The sequence below is a fragment of the Azospirillum humicireducens genome, from assembly GCF_001639105.2.
GTDB classification, from domain to species: domain Bacteria; phylum Pseudomonadota; class Alphaproteobacteria; order Azospirillales; family Azospirillaceae; genus Azospirillum; species Azospirillum humicireducens.
Window position 1 is genome coordinate 405,468 of record NZ_CP028906.1, and the last position, 13,169, is coordinate 418,636.

Here is a 13,169-nt window from a genome sequence, read left to right on the forward strand (position 1 = left end):
CGTCGTGATCGGGTAATAAGCCGTTGATCAATTGCTGTATGAAATAATCCATCAGGCGCTCTTCTCCCACTCTCCCAGATCACCGAATAGGCAGGCACGCGAAAAAAACTGGATTGAGCCGTGTGCGGCGGCGGAGTTCCGATCCGGATGAACGGGGGAGAACATCCAGGACCGAGGCAGGGGACGCTTGGAACCCCGCCGCCGCACCCGGTTCTTGCCGAAGCCCCGCCGGATGCGGGATCCGGCGGGGCTTCGGTCAAAGGCGGATCGGGGGACCGCTGCGGGTCTGCATGTGGAGGGCCGGAACGGTCCGGCGGCCCGGAACCGGGCCGGCGACCATCGGGACAAGCGGCGACGTCATCCGGACGCGCGACACTGTCGCGGGGGCGCGGTCCCGCACCCGGGCGGCATTCCGTCGTTCGACCATGGTCAACAGCTCCCACTTGCGCGGCACGGCTTGCGGCCGTGGCGTCCCCACCGGCATCGCTGCCGGGCAAACCTGTGGTGAAGCGGCCGGATCGGACGGAACGGCCATCCGGCCCAGCCCAGTCGGCGAAAGGCGCCGAGCCTTACCCTGTTCTATTCTGTTCTTGGCCTCTCACCCCGGCACTTTGGTGCCGGTGGCGGATGCTACCCTTTTTCTTGTGACAGACAGGTAAAGCAACTTGATCCGTAGGCGCAACACTCTCTTTTCTACGGCGAAAAAAAACAACATTCCTCGCGCTGTCGCTGCCGATTTCAGAACGAAGTTTCCACAACTCCCGCTTTCGCAGAATTTCGTTCAGTTCTTTGTCAACAGCTGTTCACATGTTCAGCGGACGATGCCGTGGGGGTCGGTGAAGGGCTGTCCCAGGGCGTCGGCGACCGCCTCGTAGGTCAAATGTCCGGCATGGACGTTCAGTCCGGCCAGCAGATGCGGATCCTCGGCTAGCGCCCGCTTCCAGCCCTTGCCGGCCAGCGCCTGGACGAAGGGCAGGGTGGCATGGTTCAGCGCCTCGGTGGAGGTGCGGGCTACGGCGCCCGGCATGTTGGCGACGCAGTAATGGACGACCCCGTCCACCACATAGGTCGGGTCGGAATGGGTGGTGGCGTGGCTGGTCTCGAAACAGCCGCCCTGGTCGATGGCGACATCCACCAGAACCGAACCCCGGCGCATGCCGGCCAACTGGTCGCGGCGCACCAGTTTCGGGGCTGCGGCCCCCGGCACCAGCACGGCGCCGACCACCAGATCGCTGTCGGCGACCAGCCTGTCGAGCGTGTCGGCCGAGGCGTAGACGGTCTTCAGCCGCGGCCCGAACAATTCGTCGAGCTGGGCCAGCCGCGGCATGGAACGGTCGGCGATGGTGACGTCGGCGCCCAGCCCCATCGCCATGCGGGCCGCATTGGTGCCGACCACGCCGCCGCCGATCACCAGAACCTTGCCGGGCAGCACGCCGGGCACGCCGCCCAGCAGGAGTCCGGAGCCGCCGTTGCTCTTCTGCAAGGCTACGGCGCCGACCTGGATCGCCATGCGGCCGGCGATCTCCGACATCGGCGCCAGCAGAGGCAGCCGGCCGGCGCGGTCGGTGACGGTCTCATAGGCGATGGCGGTGCAGCCGCTCTCCATCAGCAGCCGGGCCTGTTCCGGATCGGGGGCGAGGTGCAGATAGGTGAACAGGACCTGATCCGGCCGCAGCCTGCGACATTCCGCCGGCTGCGGTTCCTTGACCTTCACGATAAGGTCGGCCTTCGCGAACACCTCTTCGGCGGTGCCGGCGATCTCGGCCCCCGCCGCGCGGTAGGCCTCGTCGGAAAAGCCGATCTCGGCCCCGGCGCCGCTCTGGATCAGCAGGGCGTGGCCCTCCGCCGCCAGTTCGCGGACCGATGCCGGCGTCAGCCCGACACGGTACTCGTGGTTCTTGATTTCCTTGGGCACGCCGATGCGCGCGGCCATGCGAGAAGTGACCATGAGAGTTCTCCCCGATGCGAACCCCCGTCGAACCCGATCTGGTGTCACCGGAAACCATCGGTCAGGCGGATTGTCTCGGATGGGTCACTATACGTCCGTCCGAGCGGGTGAATCTCTGCAAAGCCTTGCATGAATCCCCCATAGTGTGGTGGAGCTTCCGCATGATCCACCACGTCTTCGAATAAAATTGCATGCACGCCCTGGACGCCCTGGACCACAAGATCCTGCGCCTTCTCCGCAAGGACGGCCGGATGAGCAACGCCAAGCTGGCGGCGGAGGTCGGACTGTCGCCGTCGGCCTGCCTGCGCCGCCTGCACATGCTGGAGCATTCCGGCGTGATCCGCGGCTATACCGCCATCATCGAGACGGCGGACGAGGAAAAGTCGGTGACCGTCATCGTCCAGATCACGCTGGAGCGCCAGACCGACGAGTATCTGCGCCGTTTCGACGCCGCGGTGCGCCGCTGTCCGGAGGTGCGGGAATGCTACCTGCTGTCGGGCAGTTCGGATTACCTGCTGCGGGTGGTGGCGCGGGATCCCGCCGATTACGACCGCATCTACAAGGATTCGCTGTCGCGCCTGCCCGGCGTCCAGCGCATCCAGTCCAGCTTCGCCATCCGCAGCGTGGTGCGGCCCGGCAGCCTGCCGGCGCTGGAGGAACAGGCCGACTGACCGTTGCGGGAATGCCTTCCTCTCGCCCAAGGGGGCATGTTCGCTCCGGAAGGGCTTGCTTCAGGGAGCGGGGGCCGCGTGCCCCCGTCGTGATCGGGTAATCCTTGAATTCCGGAGCGAACCTGTCCAAGTTCGGGGAACCATGACACTGCCGCCCCGCCATATCCGTAATCTCCTGCGTGCAGGCCGCGTTCACGCAGGCTCGCTCGCCCCGGATCTGGTCGCCTGAGGCAAGGCTCCCGGACCGTCCGGGGCCAACATAGTCTCCGAATCCAAGAGAGCCGCTCGAACCGCATCCATGCAGTCGCGGGTTTATCATGTGCAACCGCTGCATGACCGATGGGGCGTCCACCGGGGGGCGCCGCCTGGCAGTCGGTTGTGCAATGCCGAGAAAAGCGAAGGAAGACCTTGATGCGTCCCGCAGACCAGTTTCCGCCCATCGTGCTGACCGCCACCGACCATGACCGCCTCTCGGCTCTGGTCGAAGCCGTTTCCGAGAGGTTGCCCGATGTATACGAGTACCTCACGGGCGAACTGGAGCGCGCTGCGGTGATCGATGCCAGCGAACTCGTGACGACGGTGGTCACGATGGGCTCGCGCGTGGCGTTCCGGGACGAGGCAACCGGACAGGAGCGGACTGTCACCCTGGTTTATCCGGGTGATGCCGACCTCGCGGCCGGTCGGGTGTCGGTGCTGACCCCGATTGGCGCGGCCCTCATCGGCGTCGCGGAAGGACAGTCGATCACATGGTACACGCGCGACGGCGAGGCGAAGACCCTCACCGTCTTGGCCGTCGAGCCTCCCATTTCGGACGGGGGCGCCGTCGCCGCGTGATCCGCGGCCGGAAGAGCGACTGCACGCAAGACGCTCCACAACCGCTTCGTCCGCCGGGGGGCCAAGGGCGTGCAGCCCACCGGCTCGGGCGATGATCGAATCCACCGCGGTGCGGGCCCATGATCATTCATGCCCGCTCATCACCCGAACAGGTCCAGCTCCGGGTCCGGCGCGGTTTCCGGGTGGGTCAGGTCGGTGCAGCCGATGCCGATCAGGCGGAAGGCGCGGCCGTCCACCTCACGTTCCAGAAGGGCGATGCCGGCGGCGAGGATCGTCTCGGCCGAGCGGGTCGGCTCCACCCGGCGGGAGCGGGTCAGCTGCTGGAAATCCTTGGTCTTCAGCTTCAGCACCACGCTGCGGCCCAGCAGCCCCTCGCGCTCCAGCCGGCGGGCGACCTTGTCGGCCAGCGGGCGCAGCTCCTGCGCCAGGGCGGGCAGGGTGGTGACATCCCAGTCGAAGGTTTCCTCCGACGAGATGCTCTTGCTCGGCGATTCGGGATGCACCCGGCGGGAATCCTCGCCGCGGGCATAGTTGAACAGCACCCGGCCCATGGCGCCGTAGCGCTTGACCAGCCAATGCTCGTCCTTGTCCTGCAAATCGCCGACGCGGGTGATGCCGTCGGCGAACAGCTTGCGCTCCAGCGCCGGGCCGACGCCCCACAGGATGGTGACCCGCTTGGGCGCCAGGAAGCCCGCCGCCTCCGCCCGGCCCAGCGCGGAGAAACCGCGCGGCTTGTCGAGGTCGGACGCGATCTTCGCCAGCAGCTTGTTGTGGCTGAGGCCGATGGAGGCGGTGATGCGCAGCTCCTGCTCGAAGCGGCGGACGATCTCCACCAGCGCCTGGGCCGGGCTGATGCTGAGCCGCTCCTCGACGCCGGTGAGGTCGAGATAGGCCTCGTCGATGCTGATCGGCTCCACCAGGGGGGTGAAGGCCTCCATGATCGCACGGGCCTGATGGCCGACTTCTTTGTATTTGGCGATGTTCGGGCGGATGATGGTGGCGTCGGGGCAGCGGTCCAGCGCCTCGCGGATCGTCATGGCGGAGCGGACGCCGGACATGCGGGCGACATAGCAGCAGGCGGCCACCACCCCGCGATGGTCGTCGCCGCCGACGATCACCGGCCGGCTCGCCAGTTCCGGCCGGTCGCGCTTCTCCACCGTGGCATAGAAGCTGTCGCAGTCGATGTGGCCGATGGACAGGCTGTGCAGCTCCGCATGGCGGAACAGCCGCCGGCTGCCGCATTTCGGGCAGCGCGTCACGTCACCCGGCAGGGCGGCGGCGCAGTCGCGGCAGACGCTGTGCAGGGGCGCTATCATGATGGCGGCAGCTTAGCAAAGGCGCGCGCTAACTGCCAGCTTATGCGTACAAAGGAAGAACGAGGTGTTCCGTCAGAAGGGCAATACGCATTTGTGTCATAAAGCGTTGACCATCAGAGCGAGCAGAAGAAGCACTCGTTTTGGCGGAGTGCTATTTCTTTTGCTTTCTTGAATACGATAATGATGTAAAATCAAATCTCAAAAGGTCTTCCGTTGTAGGATCCGCGCTCATTTGGATGCATAATCATAAGTCTGAGGTTTCTATCTTTTAACCACTTTGAAAAATCTTCAAAATAAATCTTGTTTGGTTCCATAGGGACTACCCTCCGGAGTTCGGTGCCTGCTTGGGTAAGCGATGGGCCCTTCAGTTGTAGCTTCTCTTCTGCTTCTGCGGATTCCTCAATGGAAACCAAGGCGACATCGCGTCCTGCAAAATTGCATGACCAAAACATTTTTGCTGTTGGCTTGGCAATAGTTGTGTATTCTGAAAACTCTGCTCGAACAAGCCCAGCATCAACAAGATCGCTGAGGTTGTTATAGCTAAGCCCATACGAAGCTAACCCATTTTCGCTGGCATGTTTCCCAAGATCAATAATTCGGACTCTCCCGAAATCGGTAGATGAATTGCAGAAGTCCTGAAAAATCTTGGCCGTTCTTTGCTCCAAAGTCGAAACAACTTGCAGAGTCTTTAACGAGAAGGCGCCGGGAGATTTCACTTCGCCAGCAAGTATCCTTCCGTAAAGTTCCTGTACTTCAGTGATTGATTTTAGAGAAGCGTCTTTTAAGAAGGTGTTCATCCAGTCATCAGAGATTTCATTATCAACTTCTTTATCGATGCTAGGCTGAGCATTCTCAGCATCTGTGGTTTCCCGAAGAGCTTTCGCAGCGATCAATGCAATGTTTTCTCGATTTTTTTGCCCTCTAACGATGTCGGCGGCATGATATTCCAAAGCTCGTTGAGTCAAAGCGGGATCGGCGAATTGACTAGCTGCGGCATCTCCGCTGTGCCGTATAATATTCGAGCGCGCTTCATGCTTCGCCCTTATCTCTGCGGCTTCACTCTCGTACTTAGCTTTGATTACAGCTGCCTTTCCCTCAAAATACGAAGCAGGCACTTCGGCCATACCGGTAAAAATTCGGCCTGCTGCTTTCCAAAACGTTTTCTGAACCGCAGGCGGAACGCCGGTTGTCAGTGCGCCCATGGCCTCGCTAATCTCGGTAAGAGCATTGCCGGAAGGCTGATCAAGATTGTCGGTCATAACTAACTTGTCAATTGGGGAAACACCGCTTGAAGTCTATAGCGCAGCCTTTCATGCCACTCAACGAACTTATTTTTGGTCAGGTATTTGCTCTTATAGGTTGCTCTGTGCATCTGTTAACGATGGATCGTCACTTTCATTGCAAAGCACCATCAATTTTCCCGTGCATAGATTGAAGTATCTCCTGTAATAATATAATTAGGCTAAGCAAATACGAGCAGGCGCAGTTCTAATCTGTGCTTTTACATTTAGGGTTTTCTGGGCTCCTGCCTTCACGAATATGATGGTCAATTGACCTTACCGAAGAGAGGCTTGTCTTCAGCGCGACGGCGACTTCGCCCGATCTCCGGCGGCGATGCGGGACGCGATGGCCTGCAACCCGCCCAGCAACAGCTTCGCCATCGCCCAATGATAGAGCGCCGAGCCGGCGAGGACCGCCGGCAGGGCGCTCCACCCGGCGATCCAGCCGGCGAGCAGGGCCACGGGGAGGGAGGCGGCGGCCGAGACGACCAGCGCCACCAGGATGGTCAACCCGTTGGCCCCGTTGATCCGGCCGAGGATCGCCGCCCGCTCCATCGCCGCGGCGCCGAGCAGGACGATCAGCGACAGGGCAAGCGAAAGGCTCAGAAGAAGGGCCATGGATGCACCGCAGGGTCGGTCACGGGAAAGGGGCTCGTCCTCACCGCAGCACGTCGCCGCCCACCGCCAGCCGGCCGGCGACGACGGCGGCCTGGGTGCGGCTGACCACGTTCAGCTTGCGCAGGATGCTGGAGACGTGGACCTTCACCGTCTGTTCCGACACGTTCAGCTCTCCCGCGATCTGCTTGTTCAGCTTGCCGTCGACGATCATCGTCAGGATGCGCAGCTGCTGCGGCGAGAGGGAGGCGAAGCGGCGGGCGGATTCTGCCTCGTCGGCTTCCGATGACACCGCCGACAGCGGCGGCGCCCAGGTCTCGCCGGACAGGATGGCGCGGATGGCGTCGGCCATCGCCGGCATCGACAGCGATTTGGGGATGTAGCCCGACGCGCCATAGGCCAGCGCCCGGCGGATGGTGTCGGAGTCCTGGAGCGCCGACAGGATGGCGACCGGCACGGTCGGGTGGTGGGCCAGCATCATGAACAGGCCGGCGAAGCCGTGGGTGCCGGGCATGTTGAGGTCGAGCAGCACGAGGTCGATGTCGGCCGGCCGCTGCCCCACCGTGGCCATCACCGAGTCGAGGTCCGGGCATTCGATCACCCGCACCTCCGGCATCGCCTTGCCCAGCGCGTCGCGCAACGCCGCCTGCACCAGCGGGTGGTCGTCGCCGATGACGATCGTCGTTCCGTCTTCGCCCGCTATGTTGTCCTCGCCCATGGCTTGCGCACTCCCCCCATTCGCGGCCGCCCGGCTTTTGTCCGGTTCCGGCCCTAACGTTCGGCCACAGCGGAGCTTTGCAGCGCCGCCCCATTCAGGAAGCGGCGCAGCGACGCCGGCTTCACCGGCTTGTAGAGCACGCCGCAGCCGCAACGCTCCGCCTCGGCCCGCACCGCTTCGGACCGGTCCGCGGTCAGCAGCAGCCCCTTGACCGGACGGCCCCACAATTCCCGCAACCGCTCCAGAACCGCAAGCCCCGTCTGCCCGCTGCCGACGTGATAATCCACGCAGACCACATCCGGAAGCGCGCCGTCGAAGGGGACGAGCGCCGCCAGTGCGCCGGCCACGTCCGACGCCGTCGCCACCCGGCAGCCCCATTGGCCGAGCAGGGCGCGCAGGCCGGCCAGGATCGGCTCCTCATTGTCGATGCACAGCACCAGCAGCCCGGCCGACAGGGCGGTGGGAACGGTGACGGGGCGGTCCACCGGGGCGGCGCGTGCCCGCTCCATCGGCACCTCCACCGCGAAGCCGGTGCCACGCCCCACGGTGGAGTGCATGCTGACGGGATGGCCGAGCAGCCGGGCGATGCGGTCGACGATGGCAAGCCCCAGCCCCAGCCCCTTGTCGGTCGGGTCGCCGTTGCCGTCTTCGCCGCCCAGCCGGCGGAACTCCTCGAACACCTCGTGGTGCCTGGACTCGGGAATGCCGGGGCCGGTGTCCCACACCTCGATGCGCAGGCGGTCGCCCCCCAGAGAATTGTTGTGGGTCGGATCGCGGCGCCGCCGGCAGCCCAGCAGCACCCGGCCCTTGGGCGTGTAGCGGATGGCGTTGGACAGGAAATTCTGCAGCACCCGGCGCAGCAGCTGCGGGTCCGACCGCACCACGGCGCCGCAGCCGACCACCTTCAGCGTCAGCCCGCGTTCCTGTGCCAGGGCGGAGAACTCCACCCCCAGCCCGCCCAGCAGCTCGTCGATGGCGAAGCTGCGCAGCTGCACCCGGACATTGCCGGCATCCAGCGAGGAGATGTCGAGCAGCCCGCCCAGCAGCATCTCGGTGGAGCGCAGGGCGGCGGCGGCATTGTCGATCATGCCGCATTCGGACAGCCGCTGCTCCACCGTCGGCAGGGGAACGCGGATGCTCTCCTCCAGCGCCGAGACGAACAGGCGGGCGGCGTTCAGCGGCTGCAGNAGAAAGCGGGTCTTGCTGGCGTTGGCCGCCTCGGCCTCCGCCTTGGCCTGCTGCAGGGCGTCGGTGCGCTCCTGCACGCGGTGTTCCAGGCTTTCGTTGGCCTCGCGCAGGGCCTCGGCGGCGCGGTAGCGCTCGGTCACGTCGGTGTAGGTGGAGACGTAGCCCCCCTCCGGCAGCGGGTTGGCGACGATCTCCAGCACCGTGCCGTCGGGCCGGCGCCGCTCGTAGCGGTAGGGCCATCGCAGGGTGGCGGTGTCGCGGTTGATCAGCAGCGCCTTCATGTCGTGGGCGCTGTATTCGCCGCGCCGCTCGTTGAAGCGGATCAGGTCGGCGAAGGGCACGCCCACCCGCACCATGTCCGCCGGCAGGTCGAGCAGCTCCAGGTAACGGTGGTTCCAGGCGGCGATGCGGTGGTCGGCGTCGATCACGCAGATGCCCTGGCCGATGTTCTCCAGCGTCGCCTGCAGCAGCTTGCGGTTGAAGCGCAGCGCCTCCGACGCCTCGTCCAGCATCGCCATGGCGTCGCCGCGCGACAGCGAGCGGCCCTGGAGCGAGGCGGCCATCACCACCCGCGCCGACGCCGCGCCGATGGCGCCGGCGATCAGCGTCTCGGTGAAGCGGACGGCGTCGAGGTCGGCCGGCCCCGCCTCGCCCTTGCGGCCGGCGGCATAAGCGTCGAAGGCGGCGTTGCCGCGCTCCGCCCCGACGAAGCGGATGGCCAGCGCCCGCAGGTCGGCCAGCTTGGCGAGCGCCTGGGGGGTGTCGTCGTCGTCCTGGTCGGCGGTGGCGGTGGTGTAGAAGACGGCCTGGGTGCGCTCCACCGCGCTGGGCCGGGCCAGCAGGGAGCCGGCGACGAAGGCGATCAGGTTGGCGAGCAGGCTCCACAGGCTGGCGTGGGAGATCGGGTCCAGCCCTTCGATGCCGAACAGCGCCTGCGGCCGCAGCCAGCCGATGCCCCAGGGACCGACATCGAACAACGCGTCGGGCACCGGGACGATGCGGGCCATCGACGGCACCAGCAGGGTGTAGACCCACAGCAGGAAGCCGGCGCCCAGCCCCGCCAGCGCCCCCACCCGGTTGGCCCGCGGCCAGTAGAGGCCGCCGAAAAAGGCCGGTCCGAACTGCGCCACCGCGACGAAGGAGAGGAGGCCGATGACGGTCAGCGGGTAATCGCGGTCGACCAGCCGGTGCATCACATAGGCCAGCAGCAGGATGCCCAGCACCGACAGCCGGCGCACCAGCAGCAGCGTGCCGACCATGTCGCGCCGGCCGACGCGGGCGGCGAAGCGCGGGCGGCTGAGCAGCAGCGGCATCACCACGTCATTGCACATCATGGTGCTGAGCGACACCGCGGCGACGATGACCATGCCGGTTGCCGCCGACAGGCCGCCGATGAAGGACAGCAGGCTGAAGCCGCTCGCCCCCGCTGCGATCGGCAGGGTGATCATGAAGGTGTCGGGGTTGATGCCGTCACCGAAGGTGACCAGACCGGCCACCGCGATGGGGATCATCAGCGCGCTCAAGGCCACCAGATAGGTCGGATACATCCAGGCGGCCGCGCGCAGATGGCGGGGATTGTCGTTCTCCACCGTCATCACATGGTACATCTGCGGCAGGCAGAGGAAGGCGACGATCGAAATCGCCGTGTTCGACCACCATGTCGGGTCGGAGAAGTTTGGCGACAGCAGCGGCTCCGCCTGCGGCCGGGCGATCAGGTCGATGTAGCCGTCGAACATCCCCCAGACGATGAAGGCCGCCACCGCCAGGAAGACGGTCAGCTTCACCAGGCTTTCGAAGGCGATGGCCAGCATCAGGCCGCGGTGATGCTCGCTGGCGTTGATGTGGCGGACGCCGAACAGGATGGTGAAGACCGCCATCGACAGCGCCACCGCGAAGGCGGTGTCGCCCCAGATCGGCGGCGGCAGGGCCGCCGGGGCGGCCAGCGAGGGCGCCGTCAACACGTCGAAGCTGGCGGCCACCGCCTTCAGCTGGAGCGCGATGTAGGGAAGCACGCCGACCAGCGCCGTCAGCGTCACCAGCGCCGCCACCGCCTGGCTCTTGCCATAGCGTGCGCCGATGAAGTCGGCGATGGAGGTGACGTTCTGCGCCTTGGTGATGGCGATGATCTTGGTCAGGACGGGGCGTGCCGCCAGCAGCAGGATCATCGGCGCCAGATAGATCGGCAGGAAATCGAAACCGCTGGCCGAGGCCCGGCCGACCGATCCGTAGAAGCTCCAGCTCGTGTTGTAGATGCAGAGCGTCAGCGCATAGAGGATGCCGGCCGCGCGCGGGGAGGACAGCACCAGCGTTCCGCCGGCGGTGCGCCGGTCGCCCCACCAGGCGATGGCGAACAGCCCCCCCAGATAGGCCGCCGACACGGCCAGAACCAGCCAACTCTGCACGACCGACGGACCTCTCTGGACGGATGGGAAGGGGAACGGGACGGGGGATGGAAAGCCGGCAGACCCTATCCCAACCGGCCCGCCGGCAACAATGTCCGGCCGTCCGCGGCTGGAACGATCGGGGGTCTCCGTCGGTTTACTGCGTCGCCGCCGCTGGGAAAGCGTCGCGAAAAGCCCAATCTGTGGCAAGATGGCTTATCGTGAACGAGCCCGGCCCTCGGTGCCGGACCCGGTGCGTGGCCTGAAACGGAAGACGGACACCCAACAGAATGCTGATAGACGCCTATTTGGGGTTCCGGGTCGGGGACATGGTCCTGGATCGCGCGGAGCTTGCCGCCGGTACCGCCACCATCAAGGAGATCCACGTCGTCCCGTGCGACTGGGCGCATGGCCTGACCGGCATCGCCGTCATGGAGAATGGCGCCGAGCGCTTCATCGTTCAGCTGAAGAAGGTGCGCCCGACCGAAGAGGTCGAGACCGAAAGCAACGTCCGCCCCCTGCGCCACCGCGCACGGTGAGCGCGAACGTCATGCGACGAAAGCGGCGCTGAAAGCAGCAAGGCCCGCCGCCCCGGATCGGAGCGGCGGGCCTTCGTCTTTGCGGCTGGGGAAGCCCGTCGGCCCTTCGGTGACGAAGTCAGTGGCGCAGCTGGACGCGTCCCCCGCCCATGCCCCCGCCCATGCGCGCATCGTCGACGCGGGCGATGGCGGGCAGGCCGCGCAGGAAGGCGGCGCCGGTGTCGGTCGCCTCGAACAGGACATGGCCCTGGCGGTCCTGGCCGCGGAAGCGGGCCTCGGTGGCCATGCCGGCATTGCGGACGGCGGCCGACAGCTCGGACACGGCCTTCCAGATGCGGGCACGATGTTCGGCGGCGCTGGAACAGCCGGAGGAATCCGCGACGGCCAGCGTTACGGTAAAGGAATGAAGCTCGATCGCCATGGTGGCACCACGGAACATGAATTTCGGGAATGAAGCACCCGGATCGTTCCGGCCATCGGCCGGATACGGCGCCGGCCCTTGGGATCGAGAAACTCAGTCGTAACGGGGAAGTTTCGACAGAACGATGTCGCTGATGAGGCCGCGGAGCTGGCTGACCGGCAGCTGTTCGACCGGTATGCGGACGGCGCGGGCATAGGTCTCGCAAACGTGCCAGGCGTGGTCGGGTTCGACCAGGATGTGCCGGGCGAGATCATGGTCGTCGGCGTTCGCCCGACCGGGGAGCGCCTTTTCACAGGCCAGAGCGGTTTTCACCATGTCGCTGGCCAGACTGTTCAGATTCATGGATGGCACCTTCCCATGTTCGGGAATTGGTTGGGGACACGAACAGATTAAACCTTCGGACCGGTTCCCACAACGATGCCTATGACGTTCGGCTGTGACAATTGAACGTTGACATGTGAACATTCGTGCCACAGCGGGCGCGTCGGCAAAGATGACGGTGGCCGGCCTTTAACCTGCATCAACATAGGTCGGTGCGGTTTATTCCGCCTGTGACCGTTTCGCGGGTCAGACGCGGCAAATTCCGGCGAACTCCACAGGCAATCCCCACTTGCGCCGGCCGCGCTTTTCCCCATCCGGGCAAGGCGCTGCCGGCCGCTCCCGGTTCCGGCGGGCCGGGACCGGGAGCGGCCTTCACCTGGCCGTCAGGCGTCCAGCACGGTCCGGCTGTTCTTCGCCGCCAGCGCCTGGAAATAGGGTTGCAGCCTGGCGTCGTCGAAACCGAACGCTTGCTGGAAGCGGATGATCAGGTCGCGTTCGCCCTGCTCCGCCTCGCCGTCGGCCATCGCGCTGTCGATCATGTTCAGCAGGATGCACAGGCGCTGCTGCTCGTTCAGCTTCGGCGCCACCTCTCCCAGGAACGTGTCGGGCGGGGTGCTGCGCGCGAACTTGAAGCAGCGGTCCAGCTCCTCCCGCGTGGCATTGCGGCCGAGGACGGAGAGCAGATGGCCGACCTCCTCCGGATCGATCTCGCCGTCCGACCCCATGCAGTAGATCAGCGAGACGACCAGCGCACGGCGCGGGTTCAGCTCCAGCGGAGCGTTGCCCTTGAACATATCGAACAGACCCATGTTCCTACCTCCCCAATGGTCCAAACGTCCGCGCATTTGGGTCCGTGGGGTATCCCGTGCAAGATGGGGGTGGCGCCGATTTTTCCCGTGCGGCCGGCCCCAGGGGAATCGCATTTGAGAAAAGAGGG

Annotated in this window: 12 protein-coding genes and 1 pseudogene; 3 read left to right on the forward strand and 10 right to left on the reverse strand. The window is 65.4% G+C overall.

All coding sequences use genetic code 11. The annotated features are described in order from the left end of the window. Positions 1-811 precede the first annotated feature (811 nt). Positions 812-1,933: an alanine dehydrogenase gene (ald, locus tag A6A40_RS26305; protein ID WP_108548788.1), complete on the reverse strand. Its 1,122-nt coding sequence runs from the start codon at positions 1,931-1,933 to the stop codon at positions 812-814. Between the two features lie 206 nt (positions 1,934-2,139). On the opposite strand from ald, the gene A6A40_RS26310 reads away from it, so the two are divergent. Beyond that, on the forward strand, positions 2,140-2,619 hold the full coding sequence (locus tag A6A40_RS26310; RefSeq protein ID WP_108548789.1) for an Lrp/AsnC family transcriptional regulator: 480 nt from the start codon (positions 2,140-2,142) through the stop codon (positions 2,617-2,619). 411 nt (positions 2,620-3,030) lie between these two features. Then, positions 3,031-3,453: a nucleoside diphosphate kinase regulator gene (gene rnk, locus A6A40_RS26315; RefSeq protein ID WP_108548790.1), complete on the forward strand. Its 423-nt coding sequence runs from the start codon at positions 3,031-3,033 to the stop codon at positions 3,451-3,453. A 140-nt stretch (positions 3,454-3,593) separates the two neighbouring features. Here rnk and A6A40_RS26320 read toward each other — a convergent pair whose 3' ends face one another. The 6 genes and pseudogenes from A6A40_RS26320 to A6A40_RS26340 form a co-directional block, all read right to left on the reverse strand. Further along, on the reverse strand, positions 3,594-4,769 hold the full coding sequence (locus A6A40_RS26320) for a DNA polymerase IV (RefSeq protein WP_108548791.1): 1,176 nt from the start codon (positions 4,767-4,769) through the stop codon (positions 3,594-3,596). 191 nt (positions 4,770-4,960) lie between these two features. Then, positions 4,961-6,028 carry a DUF2806 domain-containing protein gene (locus tag A6A40_RS26325; RefSeq protein ID WP_108548792.1) on the reverse strand — a complete coding sequence of 356 codons (1,068 nt, stop codon included), beginning with the start codon at positions 6,026-6,028 and terminating at the stop codon, positions 4,961-4,963. A 318-nt stretch (positions 6,029-6,346) separates the two neighbouring features. Then, positions 6,347-6,667, reverse strand: coding sequence for a hypothetical protein (locus tag A6A40_RS26330; RefSeq protein WP_108548793.1), 321 nt, complete (start codon positions 6,665-6,667; stop codon positions 6,347-6,349). 40 nt (positions 6,668-6,707) lie between these two features. Further along, positions 6,708-7,382 (reverse strand): LuxR C-terminal-related transcriptional regulator, encoded by a 675-nt coding sequence (locus A6A40_RS26335; protein ID WP_108548794.1) that lies wholly within the window; start codon positions 7,380-7,382, stop codon positions 6,708-6,710. Between the two features lie 53 nt (positions 7,383-7,435). Further along, positions 7,436-8,569: hybrid sensor histidine kinase/response regulator (locus tag A6A40_RS31840; protein WP_236784049.1), on the reverse strand; the 1,134-nt coding region annotated here is incomplete at its 5' end. A 1-nt stretch (position 8,570) separates the two neighbouring features. Beyond that, a pseudogene (locus tag A6A40_RS26340) lies at positions 8,571-10,735 on the reverse strand (PAS-domain containing protein); the annotation flags it as partial. A gap of 545 nt (positions 10,736-11,280) precedes the next feature. Between A6A40_RS26340 and A6A40_RS26345 the strand changes: the two are divergent. Next, a complete protein-coding gene (locus A6A40_RS26345) occupies positions 11,281-11,490 on the forward strand; it encodes a hypothetical protein (RefSeq protein WP_236784050.1) in 210 nt (69 codons plus the stop codon). A 118-nt stretch (positions 11,491-11,608) separates the two neighbouring features. On the opposite strand, the gene A6A40_RS26350 is transcribed toward A6A40_RS26345, so the two are convergent. The 3 genes from A6A40_RS26350 to A6A40_RS26360 all read right to left on the reverse strand — a co-directional run bounded on the left by A6A40_RS26350 (position 11,609) and on the right by A6A40_RS26360 (position 13,041). Beyond that, positions 11,609-11,929, reverse strand: a complete 321-nt coding sequence (locus tag A6A40_RS26350) for a hypothetical protein (protein ID WP_236784051.1) — start codon at positions 11,927-11,929, stop codon at positions 11,609-11,611. A 75-nt stretch (positions 11,930-12,004) separates the two neighbouring features. Continuing rightward, on the reverse strand, positions 12,005-12,253 hold the full coding sequence (locus A6A40_RS26355) for a hypothetical protein (RefSeq protein WP_108548797.1): 249 nt from the start codon (positions 12,251-12,253) through the stop codon (positions 12,005-12,007). Between the two features lie 362 nt (positions 12,254-12,615). Then, positions 12,616-13,041, reverse strand: a complete 426-nt coding sequence (locus tag A6A40_RS26360) for a tellurite resistance TerB family protein (RefSeq protein WP_174718554.1) — start codon at positions 13,039-13,041, stop codon at positions 12,616-12,618. Positions 13,042-13,169 lie beyond the last annotated feature (128 nt).

What these genes read in the sequence shown, in the direction of transcription:
- rnk (WP_108548790.1), top strand. Translation starts at nt 3,031, where the DNA reads ATGCGTCCCGCAGACCAGTTTCCGCCCATCGTGCTGACCGCCACCGAC.
- A6A40_RS26360 (WP_174718554.1), bottom strand. Translation starts at nt 13,041, where the DNA reads ATGGGTCTGTTCGATATGTTCAAGGGCAACGCTCCGCTGGAGCTGAAC.
- A6A40_RS26345 (WP_236784050.1), top strand. Translation starts at nt 11,281, where the DNA reads ATGGTCCTGGATCGCGCGGAGCTTGCCGCCGGTACCGCCACCATCAAG.
- ald (WP_108548788.1), bottom strand. Translation starts at nt 1,933, where the DNA reads ATGGCCGCGCGCATCGGCGTGCCCAAGGAAATCAAGAACCACGAGTAC.
- A6A40_RS26310 (WP_108548789.1), top strand. Translation starts at nt 2,140, where the DNA reads ATGCACGCCCTGGACGCCCTGGACCACAAGATCCTGCGCCTTCTCCGC.
- A6A40_RS26350 (WP_236784051.1), bottom strand. Translation starts at nt 11,929, where the DNA reads ATGTTCCGTGGTGCCACCATGGCGATCGAGCTTCATTCCTTTACCGTA.
- A6A40_RS26355 (WP_108548797.1), bottom strand. Translation starts at nt 12,253, where the DNA reads ATGAATCTGAACAGTCTGGCCAGCGACATGGTGAAAACCGCTCTGGCC.
- A6A40_RS26320 (WP_108548791.1), bottom strand. Translation starts at nt 4,769, where the DNA reads ATGATAGCGCCCCTGCACAGCGTCTGCCGCGACTGCGCCGCCGCCCTG.
- A6A40_RS26330 (WP_108548793.1), bottom strand. Translation starts at nt 6,667, where the DNA reads ATGGCCCTTCTTCTGAGCCTTTCGCTTGCCCTGTCGCTGATCGTCCTG.
- A6A40_RS26335 (WP_108548794.1), bottom strand. Translation starts at nt 7,382, where the DNA reads ATGGGCGAGGACAACATAGCGGGCGAAGACGGAACGACGATCGTCATC.
- A6A40_RS26325 (WP_108548792.1), bottom strand. Translation starts at nt 6,028, where the DNA reads ATGACCGACAATCTTGATCAGCCTTCCGGCAATGCTCTTACCGAGATT.